General features: G+C 63.4%; 12 protein-coding genes. 8 read left to right on the top strand and 4 right to left on the bottom strand.

The genetic code is table 11. The annotated features are described in order from the left end of the window. Positions 1–65 precede the first annotated feature (65 nt). The 8 genes from B4F07_RS15935 (at position 66) to B4F07_RS15900 (ending at position 11,015) form a co-directional block, all read left to right on the top strand. A complete protein-coding gene (locus B4F07_RS15935; protein ID WP_293700879.1) occupies positions 66–1,208 on the top strand; it encodes a dipeptidase in 1,143 nt (380 codons plus the stop codon). 4 nt (positions 1,209–1,212) lie between these two features. Further along, on the top strand, positions 1,213–3,399 hold the full coding sequence (locus tag B4F07_RS15930) for a TonB-dependent receptor (protein ID WP_293700878.1): 2,187 nt from the start codon (positions 1,213–1,215) through the stop codon (positions 3,397–3,399). Between the two features lie 20 nt (positions 3,400–3,419). Continuing rightward, positions 3,420–4,460, top strand: a complete 1,041-nt coding sequence (locus B4F07_RS15925; RefSeq protein ID WP_293700877.1) for a DUF1611 domain-containing protein — start codon at positions 3,420–3,422, stop codon at positions 4,458–4,460. Positions 4,461–4,594: 134 nt separating this feature from the next. After that, positions 4,595–5,716 (top strand): hypothetical protein, encoded by a 1,122-nt coding sequence (locus tag B4F07_RS15920; RefSeq protein ID WP_293700876.1) that lies wholly within the window; start codon positions 4,595–4,597, stop codon positions 5,714–5,716. Continuing rightward, positions 5,713–7,290 (top strand): serine hydrolase, encoded by a 1,578-nt coding sequence (locus B4F07_RS15915; RefSeq protein ID WP_293700875.1) that lies wholly within the window; start codon positions 5,713–5,715, stop codon positions 7,288–7,290. The genes B4F07_RS15920 and B4F07_RS15915 overlap by 4 nt, the downstream gene beginning before the upstream one ends. After that, the gene (locus tag B4F07_RS15910) at positions 7,287–8,468 is read left to right on the top strand and encodes a dipeptidase (RefSeq protein WP_293700874.1); all 1,182 of its coding nucleotides are present in this window, start codon (positions 7,287–7,289) and stop codon (positions 8,466–8,468) included. The genes B4F07_RS15915 and B4F07_RS15910 overlap by 4 nt, the downstream gene beginning before the upstream one ends. 99 nt (positions 8,469–8,567) lie before the next feature. After that, a complete protein-coding gene (locus B4F07_RS15905) occupies positions 8,568–9,716 on the top strand; it encodes a transglutaminase-like cysteine peptidase (protein ID WP_293704901.1) in 1,149 nt (382 codons plus the stop codon). Between the two features lie 558 nt (positions 9,717–10,274). Beyond that, complete coding sequence (locus tag B4F07_RS15900) at positions 10,275–11,015, top strand: LuxR C-terminal-related transcriptional regulator (protein WP_293700872.1); 741 nt, start codon at positions 10,275–10,277, stop codon at positions 11,013–11,015. An 82-nt stretch (positions 11,016–11,097) separates the two neighbouring features. On the opposite strand, the gene B4F07_RS15895 is transcribed toward B4F07_RS15900, so the two are convergent. From B4F07_RS15895 to B4F07_RS15880, 4 genes are read right to left on the bottom strand one after another with little or no spacing between them, the layout of a single operon-like run. Further along, entirely contained in the window at positions 11,098–12,375 is a 1,278-nt protein-coding gene (locus B4F07_RS15895; RefSeq protein WP_293700871.1) for an HlyD family type I secretion periplasmic adaptor subunit, read from the bottom strand. After that, a complete protein-coding gene (locus B4F07_RS15890) occupies positions 12,372–13,433 on the bottom strand; it encodes a cell wall hydrolase (protein ID WP_293700870.1) in 1,062 nt (353 codons plus the stop codon). Before B4F07_RS15890 ends, B4F07_RS15895 begins: the two co-directional genes overlap by 4 nt. Continuing rightward, complete coding sequence (locus B4F07_RS15885; RefSeq protein ID WP_293700869.1) at positions 13,430–15,616, bottom strand: type I secretion system permease/ATPase; 2,187 nt, start codon at positions 15,614–15,616, stop codon at positions 13,430–13,432. The genes B4F07_RS15890 and B4F07_RS15885 overlap by 4 nt, the downstream gene beginning before the upstream one ends. After that, positions 15,613–17,010 (bottom strand): TolC family outer membrane protein, encoded by a 1,398-nt coding sequence (locus tag B4F07_RS15880; RefSeq protein ID WP_293700868.1) that lies wholly within the window; start codon positions 17,008–17,010, stop codon positions 15,613–15,615. Before B4F07_RS15880 ends, B4F07_RS15885 begins: the two co-directional genes overlap by 4 nt. Positions 17,011–17,078: the final 68 nt, after the last annotated feature.

The raw sequence follows: 17,078 nt of genomic DNA, 5'->3' as shown, positions 1-17,078 counted from the left end.
GGGTTGACTATTTTCTGATTAGGACAATAGTCGTGAAAGTGTAAATTTCGAGAGTGGAGGGTGGAATGAGTCGATCATTCCCGCTGACGCGCCGCGCCATGGTGGCGGGCGTGGTGGGGGCTGCTGTGTCTGCGCCGATGATCAACCGCGGAGCGTTTGCCTTTGCGGCGGCGCCGGGGCGCCGCTACTCGCGCCGCGCGGTCGACCTGGTGGCCTCGTCGCTCGTCATCGACATGCTGGCGCCGCTCAAGATCACCCTGTCGACCGACTATATCACCCACCGTTTGACCGATGCCGAGGCGGTAGAGTTCAAGGCCAGCGGTATCACGGGCTTTCACAATGCCTATGGTCTGGGCGGTCCGGATGCAAAAGAACAGGCGCTGACATTTCTCGCGGGCTGGCAGGGTTTTGCCGGGCGCAACAGCCATGTCTTCACCCTGGTCGATGGCGTTGCCGATCTCGATCGTGCGAAGGCCGATAAGAAATGCGCCGTCATCATGGGCATCCAGAATGCCGAGCATTTTGAGAAGATCGAGGATGTCGCGCTGTTCCGCCGCCTTGGCCTGCGCTGTGCGCAGCTGACCTATAACAGCCAGAATCTGATCGGTTCGGGAAGCACCGAACGGGTCGACGGTGGGGTCAGCGATTATGGCGCCGCGATCATCGCCGAGATGGAAAAGCAGCATATGCTTGTGGATGTGTCGCATTGCGGCGACCAGACGACGCTCGATGCCATCGCCATCGCCAAGGGGCCGATCGCGATCACCCACAGCAATGCGCGTGCGCTGGTCGATCATCCGCGGGTCAAGACCGACGCGGCGATCAAGGCGCTGGCGGCCAAAGGCGGGGTGATGGGCATCACCGGGGTCCGGATGTTTGTTCGCACCTCCGATCCGACCAATGTCGGACATATGGCCGACCATATCGACCATGTCGCCAAGCTGGTCGGGATCGATCATGTCGGGATCGGATCGGACGCCGACCTGCACGGCTATGACGACATGAAGCCCGACGAATATGCGCTGCTCAAGGGCGCCTACAAGGGCAGCTACGCCTTTCGCGACAAGATCGACATCGACGGGTTCGATCATCCTTTGAAGGTCTTCGACCTGACCGATGAACTGATCCGCCGAGGATATTCAAACGACAACATCACCGCCGTGTTAGGGGGCAATTTCCGCCGCCTGCTGGCGCAAGTCTGGGGGTAAGACAATGAACAAGGGACTATATTTCGCGGCGAGTATCACCGCATTGATCGCCGCAATGCCGGTGCAGGCGCAGGAAGCCGGCGCGGTTGAGGCGGCAGGCGAAATCGTCGTGACCGCGCAAAAGCGCGTTCAGAACGTGCAGGACGTGCCGATCGCCATCGCCGTGGTGAACGGCGAGGCGCTTCAGCAACAAGGCTCGGCATCGCTCGTTGACTATGCGGGTTACGTCCCCGGCATGAATGTCAGCAACGGCGGTACGCCCGGTCAGACGACGATCACGCTGCGCGGCGTTGCGCCGCTGAACTCGAGCCAGACCGTCGGCATCTATCTGGATGACGCACCGGTGGGATCGAGCGCGATCTACAACCGGGCCGGGGCGTTCACGATCGACCTGATGCCCTATGATCTGGAGCGGATCGAGGTGCTGAAAGGGCCGCAGGGTACGCTTTATGGCGCTAGTTCGATCGGCGGCCTGGTAAAATATGTCACGGTCCAGCCGAACACCAATGCCTTCAGCGTCAAGGCGGGGGTTGAAGGTTTCGCGATCAAGGGCGGCGATGGGCTCGGCTGGGGCGCGCAGGTGATGGTCAATGTGCCGATCGTGCAGGACAAGCTGGCGGTGAGCGGCAGCTTCGCCTGGCGCAGCACCCCGGGCTGGGTCGACAGCGTCAACAATGCCGCGCTGAAGGACCAGAATGATTATGAACAGCGCGGCGGCCGCGCGGCGCTGCTGTGGACGCCGACGCCCGAATTCAGCGTGAAGCTGGCCGGGATCTGGCAGTCGCTCGATTCCGAGGGCAACGCCCTCTACGCCGCCGACCTGACCGGACAGCGGCTGGGTGATGGTCGGTCGTTCAACAATTTCGTCCCCGAATCGTTCGACGTCGATCTCGACTATTATTCGGCAACGCTCGATTACGATTTTGGCGCCGCGACACTGACGTCGGCGACAACGTACAGCAAAACGCAGAGCGCGCAGCTGCAAGATGCCAGCTATGCCTTTGGCGTGCTGTTTCCGCTGCTGACCGGCGGCGCGGTGCCGCCGGGCATCACACCGTTCTCGCTCGATCTCGGCCTCAAGAAATGGACGCAGGAGCTGCGCCTTGCCTCGCCGAGCGGCGGACGGTTCGAATGGCTGATTGGCGGCTTCTTCACCGATGAAACCACCAGCAATGCACAGCTGGTTCGCTCGTTCGACATGGCTGGCAATCCGATCCCCGGGCTCGATCCGCTGGCGATCGTCGGGCTGCCCGCGACATACAAGGAATATGCGATCTTCGGGAACGGCACCTTCAAGCTCAGCGACCAGTTCGAAATCACCGGCGGTCTGCGCTGGGCGCGCAACAAGCAGACGTTCCGCCAGATCAGCTCGGGGGCGATCGTTCCGCAGGCCGATGATCCCGGCACATCGGCGGAAAGCGTCTTCACCTATTCGATCAGCCCGCAGTTCCACATCAATGACGACGCGATGCTCTATGCGCGCCTCGCGACCGGCTATCGTCCCGGCGGGCCGAACGTCATCGTTCCCAACGTGCCGCCGACGGTCGATGCCGACCGCATGAAGAACTATGAAATCGGGCTGAAAGCCGACTTTGCCGATCGTTTGGTGTCGGTCGATGTCGCGCTGTTCCTGATGGACTGGACCGACATCCAGGTCGTGCGTTCGTTCGGCGGCGTGTCGGGCGGTGCGAACGGCGGCAAGGCGCGCAGCAAGGGGATTGAGGGCAGCTTTGCGCTGCGCCCGACCCCCGGGCTGACGATCAGCGCCACCGGCAGCTACACCGACGCCACGCTCAGCGAGGATGTGCCCGACATCAGCGGCGCCGATGGCGACCGTCTGCCCGCGGTACCGAAATTCAGCGGCGCGCTGCGCGCCGACTATGAATTCGAACTAGGCGGTGGCAACAAGGGTAGCTTCGGGGCCGGCATCCGCCACGCCAGCAGCCGCCTGTCGCTGGTCGAAAGCGATCCGCTGGTCGCGACGGCCAAGCCCTATACGTCGGTCGATCTCAACGCCTCGATCACCTTCAACGATCATTGGACTTTGCGTGCCTATGCCCGCAACCTGCTCGACAATCAGGGTGAGATGGCGCGCTCGACTTTTGCCAATGGGCTCAATCAACCCAGCTTCCTTGGCATTTCGCCGCTCCAGCCGCGAACCGTCGGTGTTGCGCTCGACCTGGCTTATTGAGCGGATTGGAGTTGGAAACGATGAACGCGCCCACCGGCAGGCTGGAGAGCAGCCTGACCCTGCCGCAGCCCTATCTGCTGTTCCTCGGCGACACGACCGAGGCGGGCTATGCCAAGACCGCCTTTGGTCTGGCCGATTGGGCGGCGGATCGCTGCGTCGGTGAGCTGGCGATCGGCGGCTGCACCGTCACCACCGGCCTGCCGCCGATGTCGCCTGCTGAAGCGCGGGCGGCGGGGGCGCGGTCGCTGGTGATTGGCGTCGCCAACCAGGGCGGGGTGATCGGCGACAGCTGGATCGCCGCGCTGGTCGAGGCGATGGAGGCGGGGCTGGACATCGTCAGCGGGCTGCACGTCCGGCTGGCGAGCCTGCCCGCGCTGGCCGAGGCGGCGAAGCGCACCGGGCAGCGTCTCATCGACGTGCGCACCCCGCCGCCCGCGATCCCTATTGGAACGGGCCGCAAACGCAGCGGCAAGCGCTTGCTGACGGTCGGCACCGACTGCGCGCTCGGCAAGAAATATACCGCGCTGGCGCTGCACCGCGCGTTCGTCGAACGCGGCATCGATGCGGACTTTCGCGCCACCGGCCAGACGGGGATCATGATTGCGGGCGGTGGCATGCCGATGGACGCCGTGGTCTCCGATTTCGAGGCGGGGGCGGCAGAGATTCTCAGCCCCGATGCGCCCGCTGATCATTGGGACTTGATCGAAGGTCAGGGGTCGATCTTCAATCCCGCCTATGCCGCCGTGTCGCTCGGGCTGCTCCACGGCAGCCAGCCCGATGTGTTCGTCGTCTGTCACGATCCGACGCGCAAGGTGATCCTGGGCATGGAGAGCTTTGCGCTGCCGTCGATCGAGGAGGTTATCGACCTGACGATCCGCCTCGGCGGCCGGACCAATCCGGCGATCCGCTGCGGCGGGGTCAGCCTCAATACATCGAGTTATGACGCCGACGCCGCCGAAGCGCTCATGGCGGCGGAGCGCCAGCGGTTTGGATTGCCCGTCACCGACCCGATCCGTGGCGGCGCCTCCTTCGACGCGCTCGTCGAAAATATTCTCGCATGATGGCCCGTTTTTGTGCCCCTGCCAAGGCAGGGGCCCATCTCCGGCCTTTGCGAAATCCGGCGAGCGGCTGTTGAGAATGATGGAGCAGGTGATGGGCCCCTGCCTTCGCAGGGGCGCAAGCGAGGAATTAACCGATGCCGTCCAATTCTAGCTGGTTCCAGCGCTTCCTGCTGCCCGGGCTGGCGCTGAAAGCGGTCATCATCGGCGGTGGTTATGCTACCGGCCGCGAACTGGCCGAGTATTTTGTGCCGTCGGGGCCGTGGGGCGGGCTGTCGGCCATGCTGCTCGCGACCTTGATCTGGAGCGTCGTTGCGGCGATCACTTTCGCGCTGGCGCGCAAGATGGGCGCCTATGACTATCGTGCGTTTTTTCAGCGGCTGCTTGGGCCAGGCTGGGTCGCCTTCGAGCTGGCCTATCTGATTTTTGTCATCCTGATCCTTGCGGTATTCGGTGCCGCGGCGGGTGCGATCGGCGCCGCGACCTTTGGCTGGCCCGAACTTGCCGGTTCCATCCTACTTGCCACCAGTATCGTTGCCTTCACCGCCTTCGGGACCGACACTGTCGAGACGCTGTTCAAATATGCCTCGATGCTGATCTACGCGGTTTATGCGCTGTTCCTGATCTTTGCGCTGACCAGCTTCGGCGGCTTGATCGCAGAAGGGTTCGCCAATGCCCCGCCGCCGTCGGGCAATTGGGTCGCGGGCGGGCTGACCTACGCCAGTTACAATATCGTCGGCGCGGTGATCATCCTGCCGGTGCTGCGCCACTTGACCAGCCAGCGCGATGCGGTCGTCGCGGGAATCATCGCCGGGCCGCTGACGATGCTGCCCGCGATCCTGTTTTTCGTCGCGATGATGGCCTTTTACCCGGCGATCGGCGCGGAGACCTTGCCCTCGGACTTTCTGCTCCGCCAGATGGCGGTGCCGGGGTTCCACATCCTGTTTCAGCTGATGATCTTTGCCGCGCTGCTCGAAAGCGGCGTCGGCGCGATCCATGCCATCAACGAACGCGTGTCGGGGGTCGTCGAGGCGCGCGGTCGCCCGCCGCTCGGCACTGGCGCGCGCGCCGCGATCGGCGGGGTCATTCTAATCGGCTGCATGTTCGTTGCAGCGCGCATCGGTCTCGTCGACCTGATCGCCAGCGGCTACCGCTTCCTCGCTTGGCTGTTCCTGATCGTCTTTGTCGCGCCGCTGCTTACCATCGGCGTCTGGCGCCTGCTGCGCCCCGCTCCCGTTCGAATGGAGACCGTCCCATGAAAGCCGTCCGCCTGCTTGCTCTGTCATTGATGCTGTCGGTCGCGGCGCCCGCCTGGGCCGAACCGCCGAAGGACATCGTGGAAACGGTCGAGACCTTGCGCCAGAAGGTCGGCGCGCCTGGCGTGTCGATCGCGATCGTCGAGAATGGCAAGACGACGCTGTCGCGCGGTTGGGGTGTTCGCAAGCTCGGCGAACGTGCGCCGGTCGATAAACAAACGCTGTTCCAGACCGGATCGACCGGCAAGGCGATGACCGCGGCGGCGCTCGCGATCCTGGTCGACGAGGGCAAGATTGCGTGGGACGATCCGGTCATCAAACATATGCCGTGGTTCCGCATGTACGACGCGTGGGTGACGCGTGAGATTACGATCCGCGACCTGCTCGTCCACCGCAGCGGGCTGGGGCTGGGGCAGGGCGATCTCATGTTCGTGCCGCGCACCAACTTGACCCGCAAACAGACGGTCGAGCGGGTCGCTTACCTCAAGCCGCAGACCAGTTTCCGCTCGGCTTACGCCTATGACAATATCCTCTATGCGGTGGCGGGTCAGCTGATCGAAGAGGTCACCGGCAAGACGTGGGAAGTGTTCATGCGCGATCGCCTTCTGCGCCCCGGCGGGATGCGCGACGGGACGACCGACAGCGAGGACCGCTTCCGCATCCCCAATCGGTCATGGCCGCACGCGCGGCTGTCCGGCGCGCTGCGCGGTCTCGGCCCGCAGCAGGCGCTGAACGAACGCGACGAGCTGGGCCGCAATGGTGCGCCCGCGGGCGGGCTGGCGCTCAGCGCCGACGATATGGCCGCATGGCTCAAGATCCAGCTCGCTTATGGCGCGCTGCCCAACGGCAAGCGGCTGTTCAGCGAAAAACAGGCGAGGGAAATGTGGGCGCCGGTCACGCCGATGCCGATCACCCCGCTGCCCGACAGCCTGAAACCGGCGCAGCCGAACCAGCAAGCCTATGCGCTCGGCTGGCAGGTGCAGGACTATCGCGGCCACCGCATCATCCAGCACAGCGGCGGGGTGTTCGGATCGATCACCCGCGTCGTGATGATCCCCGACAAGAATGTCGGCTTTGCGATCATGATGAACAGCGAAGACAGCGGGATGCTCCTCGGCCTCTATTTCGATCTGCTCGACCATTATCTCGATCAACCCGATTATGGCTGGATCGAAAAATGGGAGGATTGGTATCAATCACGGCTCGCGGGCGGGGTGGAATATCTGAAACAGACGCAGGCATCGCCAGCGAAAAGCGGTCCCTCGCTTTCGCTGGCGGGCTATGCCGGGCGCTACCGCGATCCCTGGTATGGCGATGTGGTCATCGGGTCGGCGACGACCGGGCTGACGATCGACTTCACCTCGACGCCGCGGATGGCGGGACGCCTGAAACATTGGCAATATGACAGCTTCGTCACCGATTTTGACGACCCGGCGATCGAGCCTACCTATGTCACCTTCGCGCTCGATGCCGACGGCAAGATCACCGGCGTGACGATGAAGGCGGTGAGCAAGATTGCCGACTTCAGCTGGGATTATCACGATCTTGACCTGAAACCGGTGGAGGACAAGCGGTGAAGCACCTGACGACCCTGCTGGCCGTCACCGCGCTATCGGCGTGCTCGACTGGCGAACAGGCGGTTAAGACACCGGAAGCGCCGCTACACAGCCGGATGCTCGTGCTCGACACCCACCTCGACACCCCGCTGCATTTCGAACGGCAGGGGTGGAGTTTCGCTGACCGCCATGGGCGCACCGAGGACATGGTCCAGCTCGACATTCCGCGGATGAAAGACGGCAACCTCGATGGCGGCTTTTTCGTTATCTACACCGAACAGGGCGCGCTTGATGCCAAGGGCTACGCCGATGCCCTGGCCTTTGCGCGCGCCCGTTCGGAGCTGATCGACGCGACGATCACCAAGCATGGCGATGCGATCGGTGCTGCGCGGACCGCCGCCGACGCGCGGGCGCTGACCAAAGCGGGCAAGCTGATCGCCTTCAAGTCGATGGAGAACAGCTATCCGCTTGGCGAGGATGTCGCGCTGCTCGCCGAGTTCCATCAAAAGGGCGTCCGCATGGCGGGGCCGGTGCATTCGAAGACCAACCAGTTCGCCGACAGCGCGACCGGCGAGGCGCGCTGGAAGGGGCTCAGCCCGCTCGGCAGGCGGTGGGTGGCGGAGATGAACCGGCTTGGCATCATAATCGACGCGAGCCATGCATCGGACGCGGCATTCGACCAGTTGCTGGCGCTGTCGAAATATCCGGTCATCCTGTCGCATTCGAGCCTGCGCTCGACCAACAACCATCCGCGCAATCTGGACGAGGGCCGTCTGAAAGCATTGGCCGCAAAGGGCGGCGCAATGTGCATCTCGACGATTTTCATGTCGGACATGAACATGACCCCGGCGCGCGGCGAATTGTTCGGGCAATATGAACGCATCGCCAGTTTGTCGCCCCCCGAGCAGGCCGAGCTCAACCGCAAATGGCGCGAGCTCGACAAGACCGAGCCGCTGTGGGCGGCCGATTTCGAACAATATATGGCGATGGTCTTGCGCGCGATCGAGGTCGGCGGCGTGGACCATATCTGCTTCGGCGCCGACTGGGACGGCGGCGGCGGGCTCAAAGGCATCGAGGATATCTCGGCGCTGCCCAAGGTGACCGAGCGGTTGAAAGCCGCGGGTTATTCGGACATCGACATCGAAAAAATGTGGAGCGGCAATGTGCTGCGCGTGCTGGCCGCGCAGCAGGCCCGCTGATCGATCGGGCGTAACCGCATAGCGGCGCCTCTTTCCTAAACGCGTCGTTAACCATGTTGCTGAAGCATATTCTCACGTCGCTTCGGCATGCCTCGCGCTATGTTCGCGCGGCCCCACCCGTCAACCATCGCCAGCGTTGCAGCGCTCTCGCTTGCTGCGATGACACCCGCGACGGCACATGCGGCGACCGACACGTCCGCCATGAAGATGGCCAATGCCAAGTCATTTGCGATCGGCGATAGCTGCCAGGCCGCTGTTGTCCCGTCGTCGCCGACACCGACCTTCGCCGCCGTCGCGCCGTTCGAACCGGAAGCGCCAAGCGCGCTCGACCGGATCCGGCTGAACCAGGAACAACCGGCGCCGACGGTCAACGCCGCTCCAGCGCGCGCCAATCCTGTGGTCGTCCACGCAATATCGCGGGGCGCCGACCGCCTGTTCAAAGCCGATCGCCCGGCTGCCGTGTCGGTGCGGGTCGATTGCACCGCGCCGGTTGCGGCGATGGCGACGGCTGCTCCAGACCCTGACAGCGAGCTTGGAACGCTCGCGATCCCCGTTGACACGACGCGCTTTGACGATCGCTGGGCGCGGGCGCGCCGCGCCCCGGCGCTTCCGCTAATGCGGGCGCAGCTGGCGCGTGCGGCAGTGACCGACGGGCTTGGCGAGGCGGTGAAGCTTGAACGGATCAATCAATGGGTCAACCGCCAGATTGCGTATATCGCCGACGAAAGCAATTATCGGCAGCGCGACTATTGGGCGACGGCTGACGAAACCATGTCGCGTGGCAGCGGTGATTGCGAGGATTATGCGATCCTGAAAATGCACTTGCTGAAAGCGGCCGGCATCGACGACGCCCGTTTGAAACTCGTCTTGCTGCGCGACCTGGCGATCAACGCCGACCATGCGTTTCTGCTCGTGCGGTCGAAGGCCGGGTGGGTCGTGCTCGATAATATGACTGACCGAATCTATGATGGCCGGGCTTCGGATGTGCTGCGGCCGATCCTGTCGTTCAGCGGCGATCGACGTTGGGTTCATGGCTATCGCGACGAACGGATATCGACGACGATGGCGGCGTCGGAAAAGACGTCGACTGTGGGGTTTGCCAGTGCTGCGCCAATCGCGAACGCGCGGCCTTTGTCGAAGACTGCGGTTGTCTGGCGGACAACGGGCAAACTGGCCCTTGCCCATCTGTCGATCAGCAACGCATTGCCGAGAACGTCGGCGCGGTTGCGGTCGCACGGAACCAGATAGTTCGTAGCGGCCAAAGGACCGGCGATAACTTCAGCATCCAAATCGCTGTTCTAAGGCGGTTCTCGTCGGCCCACGAAAATGCAACCAGATTGGCGGCATCGACTCTGTCGCGACTCGTCCGACTTGCTGTGTTTCGGGACAAGACTTTATCAGCTAAATATGGAGCATTAACCACAATTGTTAGCCATCATGGCGCCGTCTGGGCCGCAGTGCCTACCGGCGCTTATCCGAAAGGCTAGGAAATACCCTCTGGAATCGTGTAAAATTAAACCTCGGCATTGTAAAAGTTTAGAATCGCTGCATTGCCCCGAACAGTCGCTCTCTCACCCGCCGAACCGACCTGCGGCCTACCTCTTTGTGGGTATGTGACAAAATCCTCGTAGATTCTGTCATTTAGTTGTATAACTTCATGGGTAGCAATTAGATAACCAAACAATAAAATTAACAGTGTCAACGTGGGGAGGGGTCCGCCGCGATGAACATCAAAGGAAACTTTTGGTTTAGACCGAAGTCCAGACAAGTGGGGTCGCCTTGACTGAGAATTCAGGGGAGGCGGATATGTCGCAGTTGATCAAAATTTCGCTCTTGGCGAAATATGAAATCGCGAGGGAGGGGTTACGCAACATCCTTTCCGGCGAAAGCTTTCAAATTTGCGCATCGGTTTCCGATGCGTCGGCGCTGTTCGATCCGCAGGGGATGATCGCGGACGATGTCGATCGTCACGTGATCGTCGTCGATGGCGGCGATACGGGCTTTGGCCTTGACGCCTGCCGTCGGCTCGCCGCGAAGAAGGAGCGGGCGCGCTTGGCGTTGCTGTTCGATCACTATGTGTTCGAGGATGTCGTCGAGGCATTTCAAATCGGGGTCGATGCGGTCATCGTCAAAGAGATTCTGTGCGCGCCGCTGGTGGAATCTATCAAATTGGTCGCGTTGGGCGAAAAGGTTTTTCCGTCGCAACTCGTCAACAATCTGACCAGCTGGGTTCCGGCCGCGCTTGGCGGCGATTGGAAGAGCAGCGCCGCATCGGTCGGGTTGTCCGATCGCGAAATTGAAATCCTGGAGAGCATTATGGCCGGGATGGCAAACAAGGTCATCGCGCGGCAATTCGGCATCTGTGAAGCCACGGTCAAAGTGCATGTGAAGGCGATCCTGCGCAAGCTCGGCGTCGAAAACCGCACGCAAGCGGCGACCTGGGGGGTCAAGAATGGCCTGGGGGAGCCGGTGCAGTTGACGCTCCGCGAGGTAAGACCGGTTCGCGCCGACGTTAGGCCGCCGCCCTATTCAGGCAGGGCGGCCTGACTTCGATCATCGTTACATAGTAATAAGAGGCGCTGCGGCTGCAACCGTGGCGCCTCTCTCTATTGACGCTTTGTCTTGGCCCTCAGCGTTCGGTAAATGCTTCGGAGCGCGCGCGCAGAAATGGCTTGAACAAGTAGCTGAGCACACTCTTCTTGCCGGTCAGCACCTCGACATCGCAAATCATGCCGGGCGTGATTGGCAATTGGCGCCGACCGTTTTGCAGATAGGCAACGTCGGTTTCGACGACGACGGTAAAATAGGCCTCCTTGGTTGCTTCATCATACAGACTGTCGGGCGAAATCTGGACGACGCGCCCTGACAAGCCGCCATAGACGGCAAAGTCATAGGCAGTGACTTTGACATTGGCGCGGTCGTTGACCTTGATAAAGGCGATGTCGCGCGGTGCGACGCGCGCCTCAACCAGCAATTTGTCGCCGACCGGCACGACTTGCATGATCTTTTGCCCGGCCTGCACGAAGCCGCCCACCGTGGTGACCTGAACATCGTTGACGATGCCGTTGGCGGGCGAGCGGATTTCGCTGCGCTGCTGGCGTCCGGCGGCCCCGCGCAGCGATTCCGAATTGACCGCCATCTTGGCCACGATCTGGTTGCGTTCGTCGAGTGCCTCTTGGCGAAATTCCAGCCCGGCGGAGGCCGCCTGCGCCTGCGCCTCGCTGATCGCGGCGGCGGCACGCGATGCGGCCTGTTCGGCTGCGGCCAGCTTGCCGCGTACCTCGCTCACCTCGCGCTGGGCGTTCAGCAACTCGGTTTGCGGGACGATCGACTTGGCGGCGAGCGGCGCCAGCAGATCGACTTGGCTCTGCGCGAGCGACAGGCTCGATCGCAGCGAAGCAATCGTCGCCTGCGCCTCGCCATAGTCGCGCCGACGCTGCTCGACCGCGGCGTTGAGCGCCATGCGGCGGCTGCGCTGGGTCGCGGCGCGTACCGATTGCAGGTCCGCTTCCTGGCTGCACTCCGCGGGTCTGATACCGTTGGCGTTGGGGGCACAATCGGCGGCCGCTCCGCCATTGCCTTCGCGGCCAAGTCGCGCCGCGCGCGCCGCCAGCGAGCGGTTCTCGGCTTCGATTTGGCCCAGCTGCGACGAGGATTCGGTGTCATCAAGGCGGACCAGCAACTGGCCCTTGCGCACCGCCTGGCCCGACCGCACGACAATGTCCAATATCGTTGCCGGTTCGGCGGACTGGACGATCTGCGCTTTGCTCGACGGGATGACGCGCCCTTGGCCGCGCGTGACTTCATCGACCTGGGCAAAGCTGGCCCAGCTGACGAAGATGAACATGCCGACGCCGGACGCCAGGATGATCCGGCGCGTGCCGACATAGGGCCGCGATCTGATCATGTTCCATTCTCCTTTGTGGCGACGTCAAATTCGCCGCCCTGCTGCCGTGCCATCATCCGCGCGGCACGGCTGGTTTCCTCGGGTTCGGGGATCGCGAGTTCCCAGCCGAGCGATGTGTCGAGACGTCCGCCCGCATCATTTTCGGCGCGGCGGTCTTGCAGCGCGTCGAGCGTATTGCCGGACGAGGCCTGGATCAGACCTTGGCCCTCGCCGCCGTCGCGCCCTCGCACGACTGCGCTACGCGCCAGGATCGTCGGGATCGCTTCCACGCCGCTGTAACGCCCCGAAAACGCCCCCGGCGTGCCCCATTTGCCGGGCCAGCGATAAAAAATATGCGCGCCGAGCTGTGCGATCTTGACCAGTTTGGGCGCCCAGTAAGGTGACACATAATTGGCGTGGTAATGGGTCGCGTGGCCGACCGACGGTTCGACATAGCCCGCGAGCGCGGCGCGCGCGATATCCTCGGCCTCCTGCCACTTGGCCGGATTGGGCCGCCGATTAAGCGAGCCGTCGCAGGTGAAGCTGAACTGGCACACCGGGCGGTTGACGCCCTGATAGACGACGCCGCAGATCGATTTCGGAAAGGCGGGGTGCAGGGCGCGGTTGATGACGACCTGGGCCACCGCGCGCCGCCCGGGGAGGGGTTCGTACGCCGCCTCGAAATAGACCGCCTGGGTCAGACAGCGCAGCGCGGTCATGACGGCTTTTTGATCGGCGGTCACCGGGTGGAAAGGTCGAGCCGAGGCAACCGGGCCGGTGGAGAAGGGGATCGCCTCGTTGCGCGTCATCGCGGTTTCGGGCGCCTGAATGGGCGTCGCGCCGGGGTCTTCGGTCAGCTTGATCAGCCGCACCATTTCGGGGTCGGTGATTACCGGTGCTTCGGGACTGCTATATGCGGTGTCGGCGGTATCGCCGCCGACAAAATCGGTGACGTACGCCCACATTGTCCGGGAGGTGAGCAGCGTCACCACCACCGCCATCGCGACCAGCCAGAGGATCGTGCGGCGGTTGTCATCGCGAGCGACGGTGCCGTATCGGCGGGCGGTCGTGACGGTCATGACGTGGCTCGCTGGGCAAGGATCTCGTCGCGCGGGCCGTCGGCGACGATGCGGCCGTTGTCCATCACGATCAGCCGGTCGACCAGCCCGAGCACCGTCATCCGGTGCGTCGCGATGATCAGCGTCTGGCTGGCCGGGATCGCGGCATGCAGGCGGTCGACGAAATGCTTTTCGGTCTGGCTGTCCATGGCGCCCGTCGGCTCGTCGAGGAACAGCAGATGCGCCGGGGTCATCAGGGCGCGCGCGAGGACCAGAAAGCTGCGCTGTCCGCCTGACAGGCGCGCGCCGCGCTCGCCGATATGAAAATCGAAACCCGCGGTGTCGCGGCCGAGGAATTCATCCGCGCCCGATCGGCGAACGGCGTCGATGATGCTGGCGTCGTCGGCGTCGGCGGCGCCGACCAACAGGTTCTCGCGCACTGTCCCGCTGAACAGTTCGGCATCCTGGCCGACAAAGCGCAACGTCGAGCGCAGATCGTGCGGATCATATTGGCGACTTTCCAGACCATCGATCCGGTAGCTGCCGCTGGTCGGATCATAGAGACCGCACAGCACCCGCCCCAGCGTCGATTTCCCCGATGCGACGCGGCCGATCAGACCAACGCGTTCGCCGGGTTCGATGATCAGGCTGACGCCCGCCAGCGATTCCCGGTCGGTATCGGGATAGCGAAAGCTGACATGATCGAGCTGCAACCGCCCGTCGCGCACCTCGGGGGTGATCGAGCGGCTGCCCTTGTCGCGCTCGTCATCCTGATCCATCAGCTGTTGCAGGCTGTTCAGGGTGACGAACGCCTGTCGTCCGCGCGTCATCAGGAAAGCGAGCTGGCCGACCGGTGCCAACGAGCGGCTGGCAAGCATGACGATTGCGATGATTGCGCCCATCGAGATGCTGCCGGCGTTGAACAGATAAAAGCCGCCGATGATCAGCGCGATGCCCGTCGCCTGTTGGCACAGGGTCGCCAGGTTGACCGCGGTCGCGGTCAGCTTGCGCATTTCCTCCTGCGTATAAGCGTTCGACGCCGACAGCCGCCGCCATTTGCCGAGCATCCGGCCCTCGGCACGGCACGCCTTGACGGTTTCGAGGCTGCCGATCGTTTCGACGAGCGTCGTCTGCAACATGCTGGCGTCGACTTGTGCGTCGGCCACCGCAGCGCTCATCCGGCGCTGCAAGACCCAGCCCATTGCCAGCATCACAGCCATCGCGACGATCGGAATGACCGCGAGCCATCCGCCGAGCACCGCGATCAGCGCCACGAACACGGCAAGAAACAGGATGTCGGTGATCAGTACGACGGTGGTCGAGGCAAAGAAGTCGCGGACCTGTTCATAGTCGGTCACCCGCCGTGCGAGCGCGCCTGTGCTGCCGCGCTGGGTCGCCATCGGCAGGTTGAGCACCTTGTCGAGCAGCCGCTGCGACAGCCGCGCGTCAATGCCGCGCCCGACCTCGTCGATCAGCCCGGTGCGCGCCAGCCGCAGCCCATATTCGACCGCGATGGCAAACAGCGCGCCCAATGCCAGCATCCACAGGCTGGCCGCCGCCTTGTTGGGAATGATGCGGTCGTACACATTCATCGTGAACAATGGCATCGCAAAGGCGAGCAGATTGATCAGCAGCGACGCGAACATCACATAGCCATATTGGCTGCGCTCCTTCCACACCTCGCTCCAGAACCAATGCTGTTTCGTGGCTTGATCCCACGGACGTTCGCGCGCCGTTTCGCTGGCGGGGTCGTGGCGGACGATGACGCCCTGTCCCGAATAGGCGGCGTCGAGCAGGCGGCGATCGATTTGTAGGTCGCTGCGCGCACCCGGCAAGCGCACCCAGCAGCTGTCATCGTCCATCGCGGTCAGGACTAGCGGTCGTTCTTCGTCCAGCAGCAGGATGGCGGGAACGTCCTGCGCATTCCACGCCGCGAGTGGCCGCCGCACCAGGTGGCAGCGGAGGCCAACGGCGTCGAGGGCTTGATCGAGCTGATCAAGCGGCACCAGGCCGTCATCGTCGAGCGCGAGCCCCTTTTTGACGCGGAGGTCAGAGAAGGGACGCTCGAACAGCGCCGCGATCGCCGCCACGGCATCGAGCAGTTCGTCGCCCTGCGCCGGGGTGCTGTGCCATGCTTCAAAACCCGTGGCGGGGGAGGGCTGGCGCGACCGCCGCGCCCCGCGGGCATCGGCCGGATAATTCATGTGGGATCCCGCATCGCTTCCGGATTCATTTCGGGCGTCGGCTGCACCTTGAAGCGCTCGCGCGCGGTCGAAGCTGCCGCGGCAGGAGGCTGGACGTCCATCGCCGCGAGCAGGTCGTTGAGCGCCGCAAGCAGTTTGAATTCCGAGTAGAATTGCGCAAATTTCGCCGTCTCGGTGCGAACCTGGACGTTGTAGCGGGTGTTTTGTGCGTCGAGCACGTCGAGCAGCGAGCGGCGGCCGACGTTGAACTGGGCGCGGTAGGAGCGCAGCAATTCATCCGAAACCCGGCTCTGTTCTTCCAGCTCCTTCACCAGCTTGCCCTGCGCGTCCCAAGTGTTCCACGCGACCCGCACATCCTCTTCGGCCTCGCGGATCATCTGGTCCATTCGGAAGCGCGCTTCCTTTTCGCGGCGGTACATTTCCTGCACCTTTGACCGCTTGAGGCCGCCGTTGAAAATATCCCAGCGCAGCACCAGCCCGGCGCGCAGATCATTGGTCTCGCCGCGGAAACCGTCGATGTCGTCGCCAATCCGGGCGTTGCCTTCCAGCGCGAGCGTCGGCGACATTTCGGCTTTCGACTTACGGACCAGCGAATGGGCGGCATCGAGATCGGCCTGCGCTTCGCGCACCCGCGGGTTGCGTTCGCGCGCCCGCGCCAGCGCATCCTCCAGCGTCCCCGGAATATTGCCTGCCAGCGACGGCGGCAATGCGGCGCCGTCGACCAGATCGAGCCCGGTCAGGGTACGGAATGATGCCGCGGTGTTGACGAGGTCGAGATTCGCCTCGGTCACACGGGCGCGGGCGGCCTGCTGGCGTTCTTCGGCCTGCTGCTGATCAGCAATGCTCAGCGATCCCTTCGCCACGCCTTCGCGCAGGTCGGTCACCAGCTTGCTGTGGAAATCGATATTGTCCTCAGACGCCGCAACGATCCGTTGCTGCAACAGATAGTCGAGATACTGGCGCGTGACCTGGAGCGCGATGAACTGCGAACGTTCTTCGACGCGGAACGCCGCGCCATCGGTGCGCGCTGCCTGACGTCGGACTTCATTGCGGCGAACCCCGCCGTCAAACAATGTCTGTTCGACGCTGAGCCCACCCTCCATCGGGTAAAGCTCATTATCGGCAATGCCCAGCGCTCGGCGGGTGCTGTTTTCGAGGCGGCGAATTCCGATCGACCCTTCGACCGAGACCCGCGGCGCGAACAGGCGCTGCGCCTGTTCGCGCTCGAATTCGATCGCGGTCTTGTTCTCGACCGCCTGGTTGATTTCGGGGTTGGTTTGGACGGCAGTTTCCACCGCGGTCTTCAGCTCGATTCGCTGGGTCCAGCCAGCTTCGTGCGTCGCGACGAGCGCGACCGCGGTGAGCAACAATGCTGCGGTTCGAATTTTCGGCATCTTTTGTCCCCTGCATCTATCCGCTCGAAGTCGAAGATCCTTCTGCGTGATCCTTCGCCTGCGCCGAC

This window comes from Sphingopyxis sp. UBA6723, from assembly GCF_002454115.1.
Lineage (GTDB): Bacteria > Pseudomonadota > Alphaproteobacteria > Sphingomonadales > Sphingomonadaceae > Sphingopyxis.
This window is presented reverse-complemented; position numbering and strand designations above follow the sequence as displayed.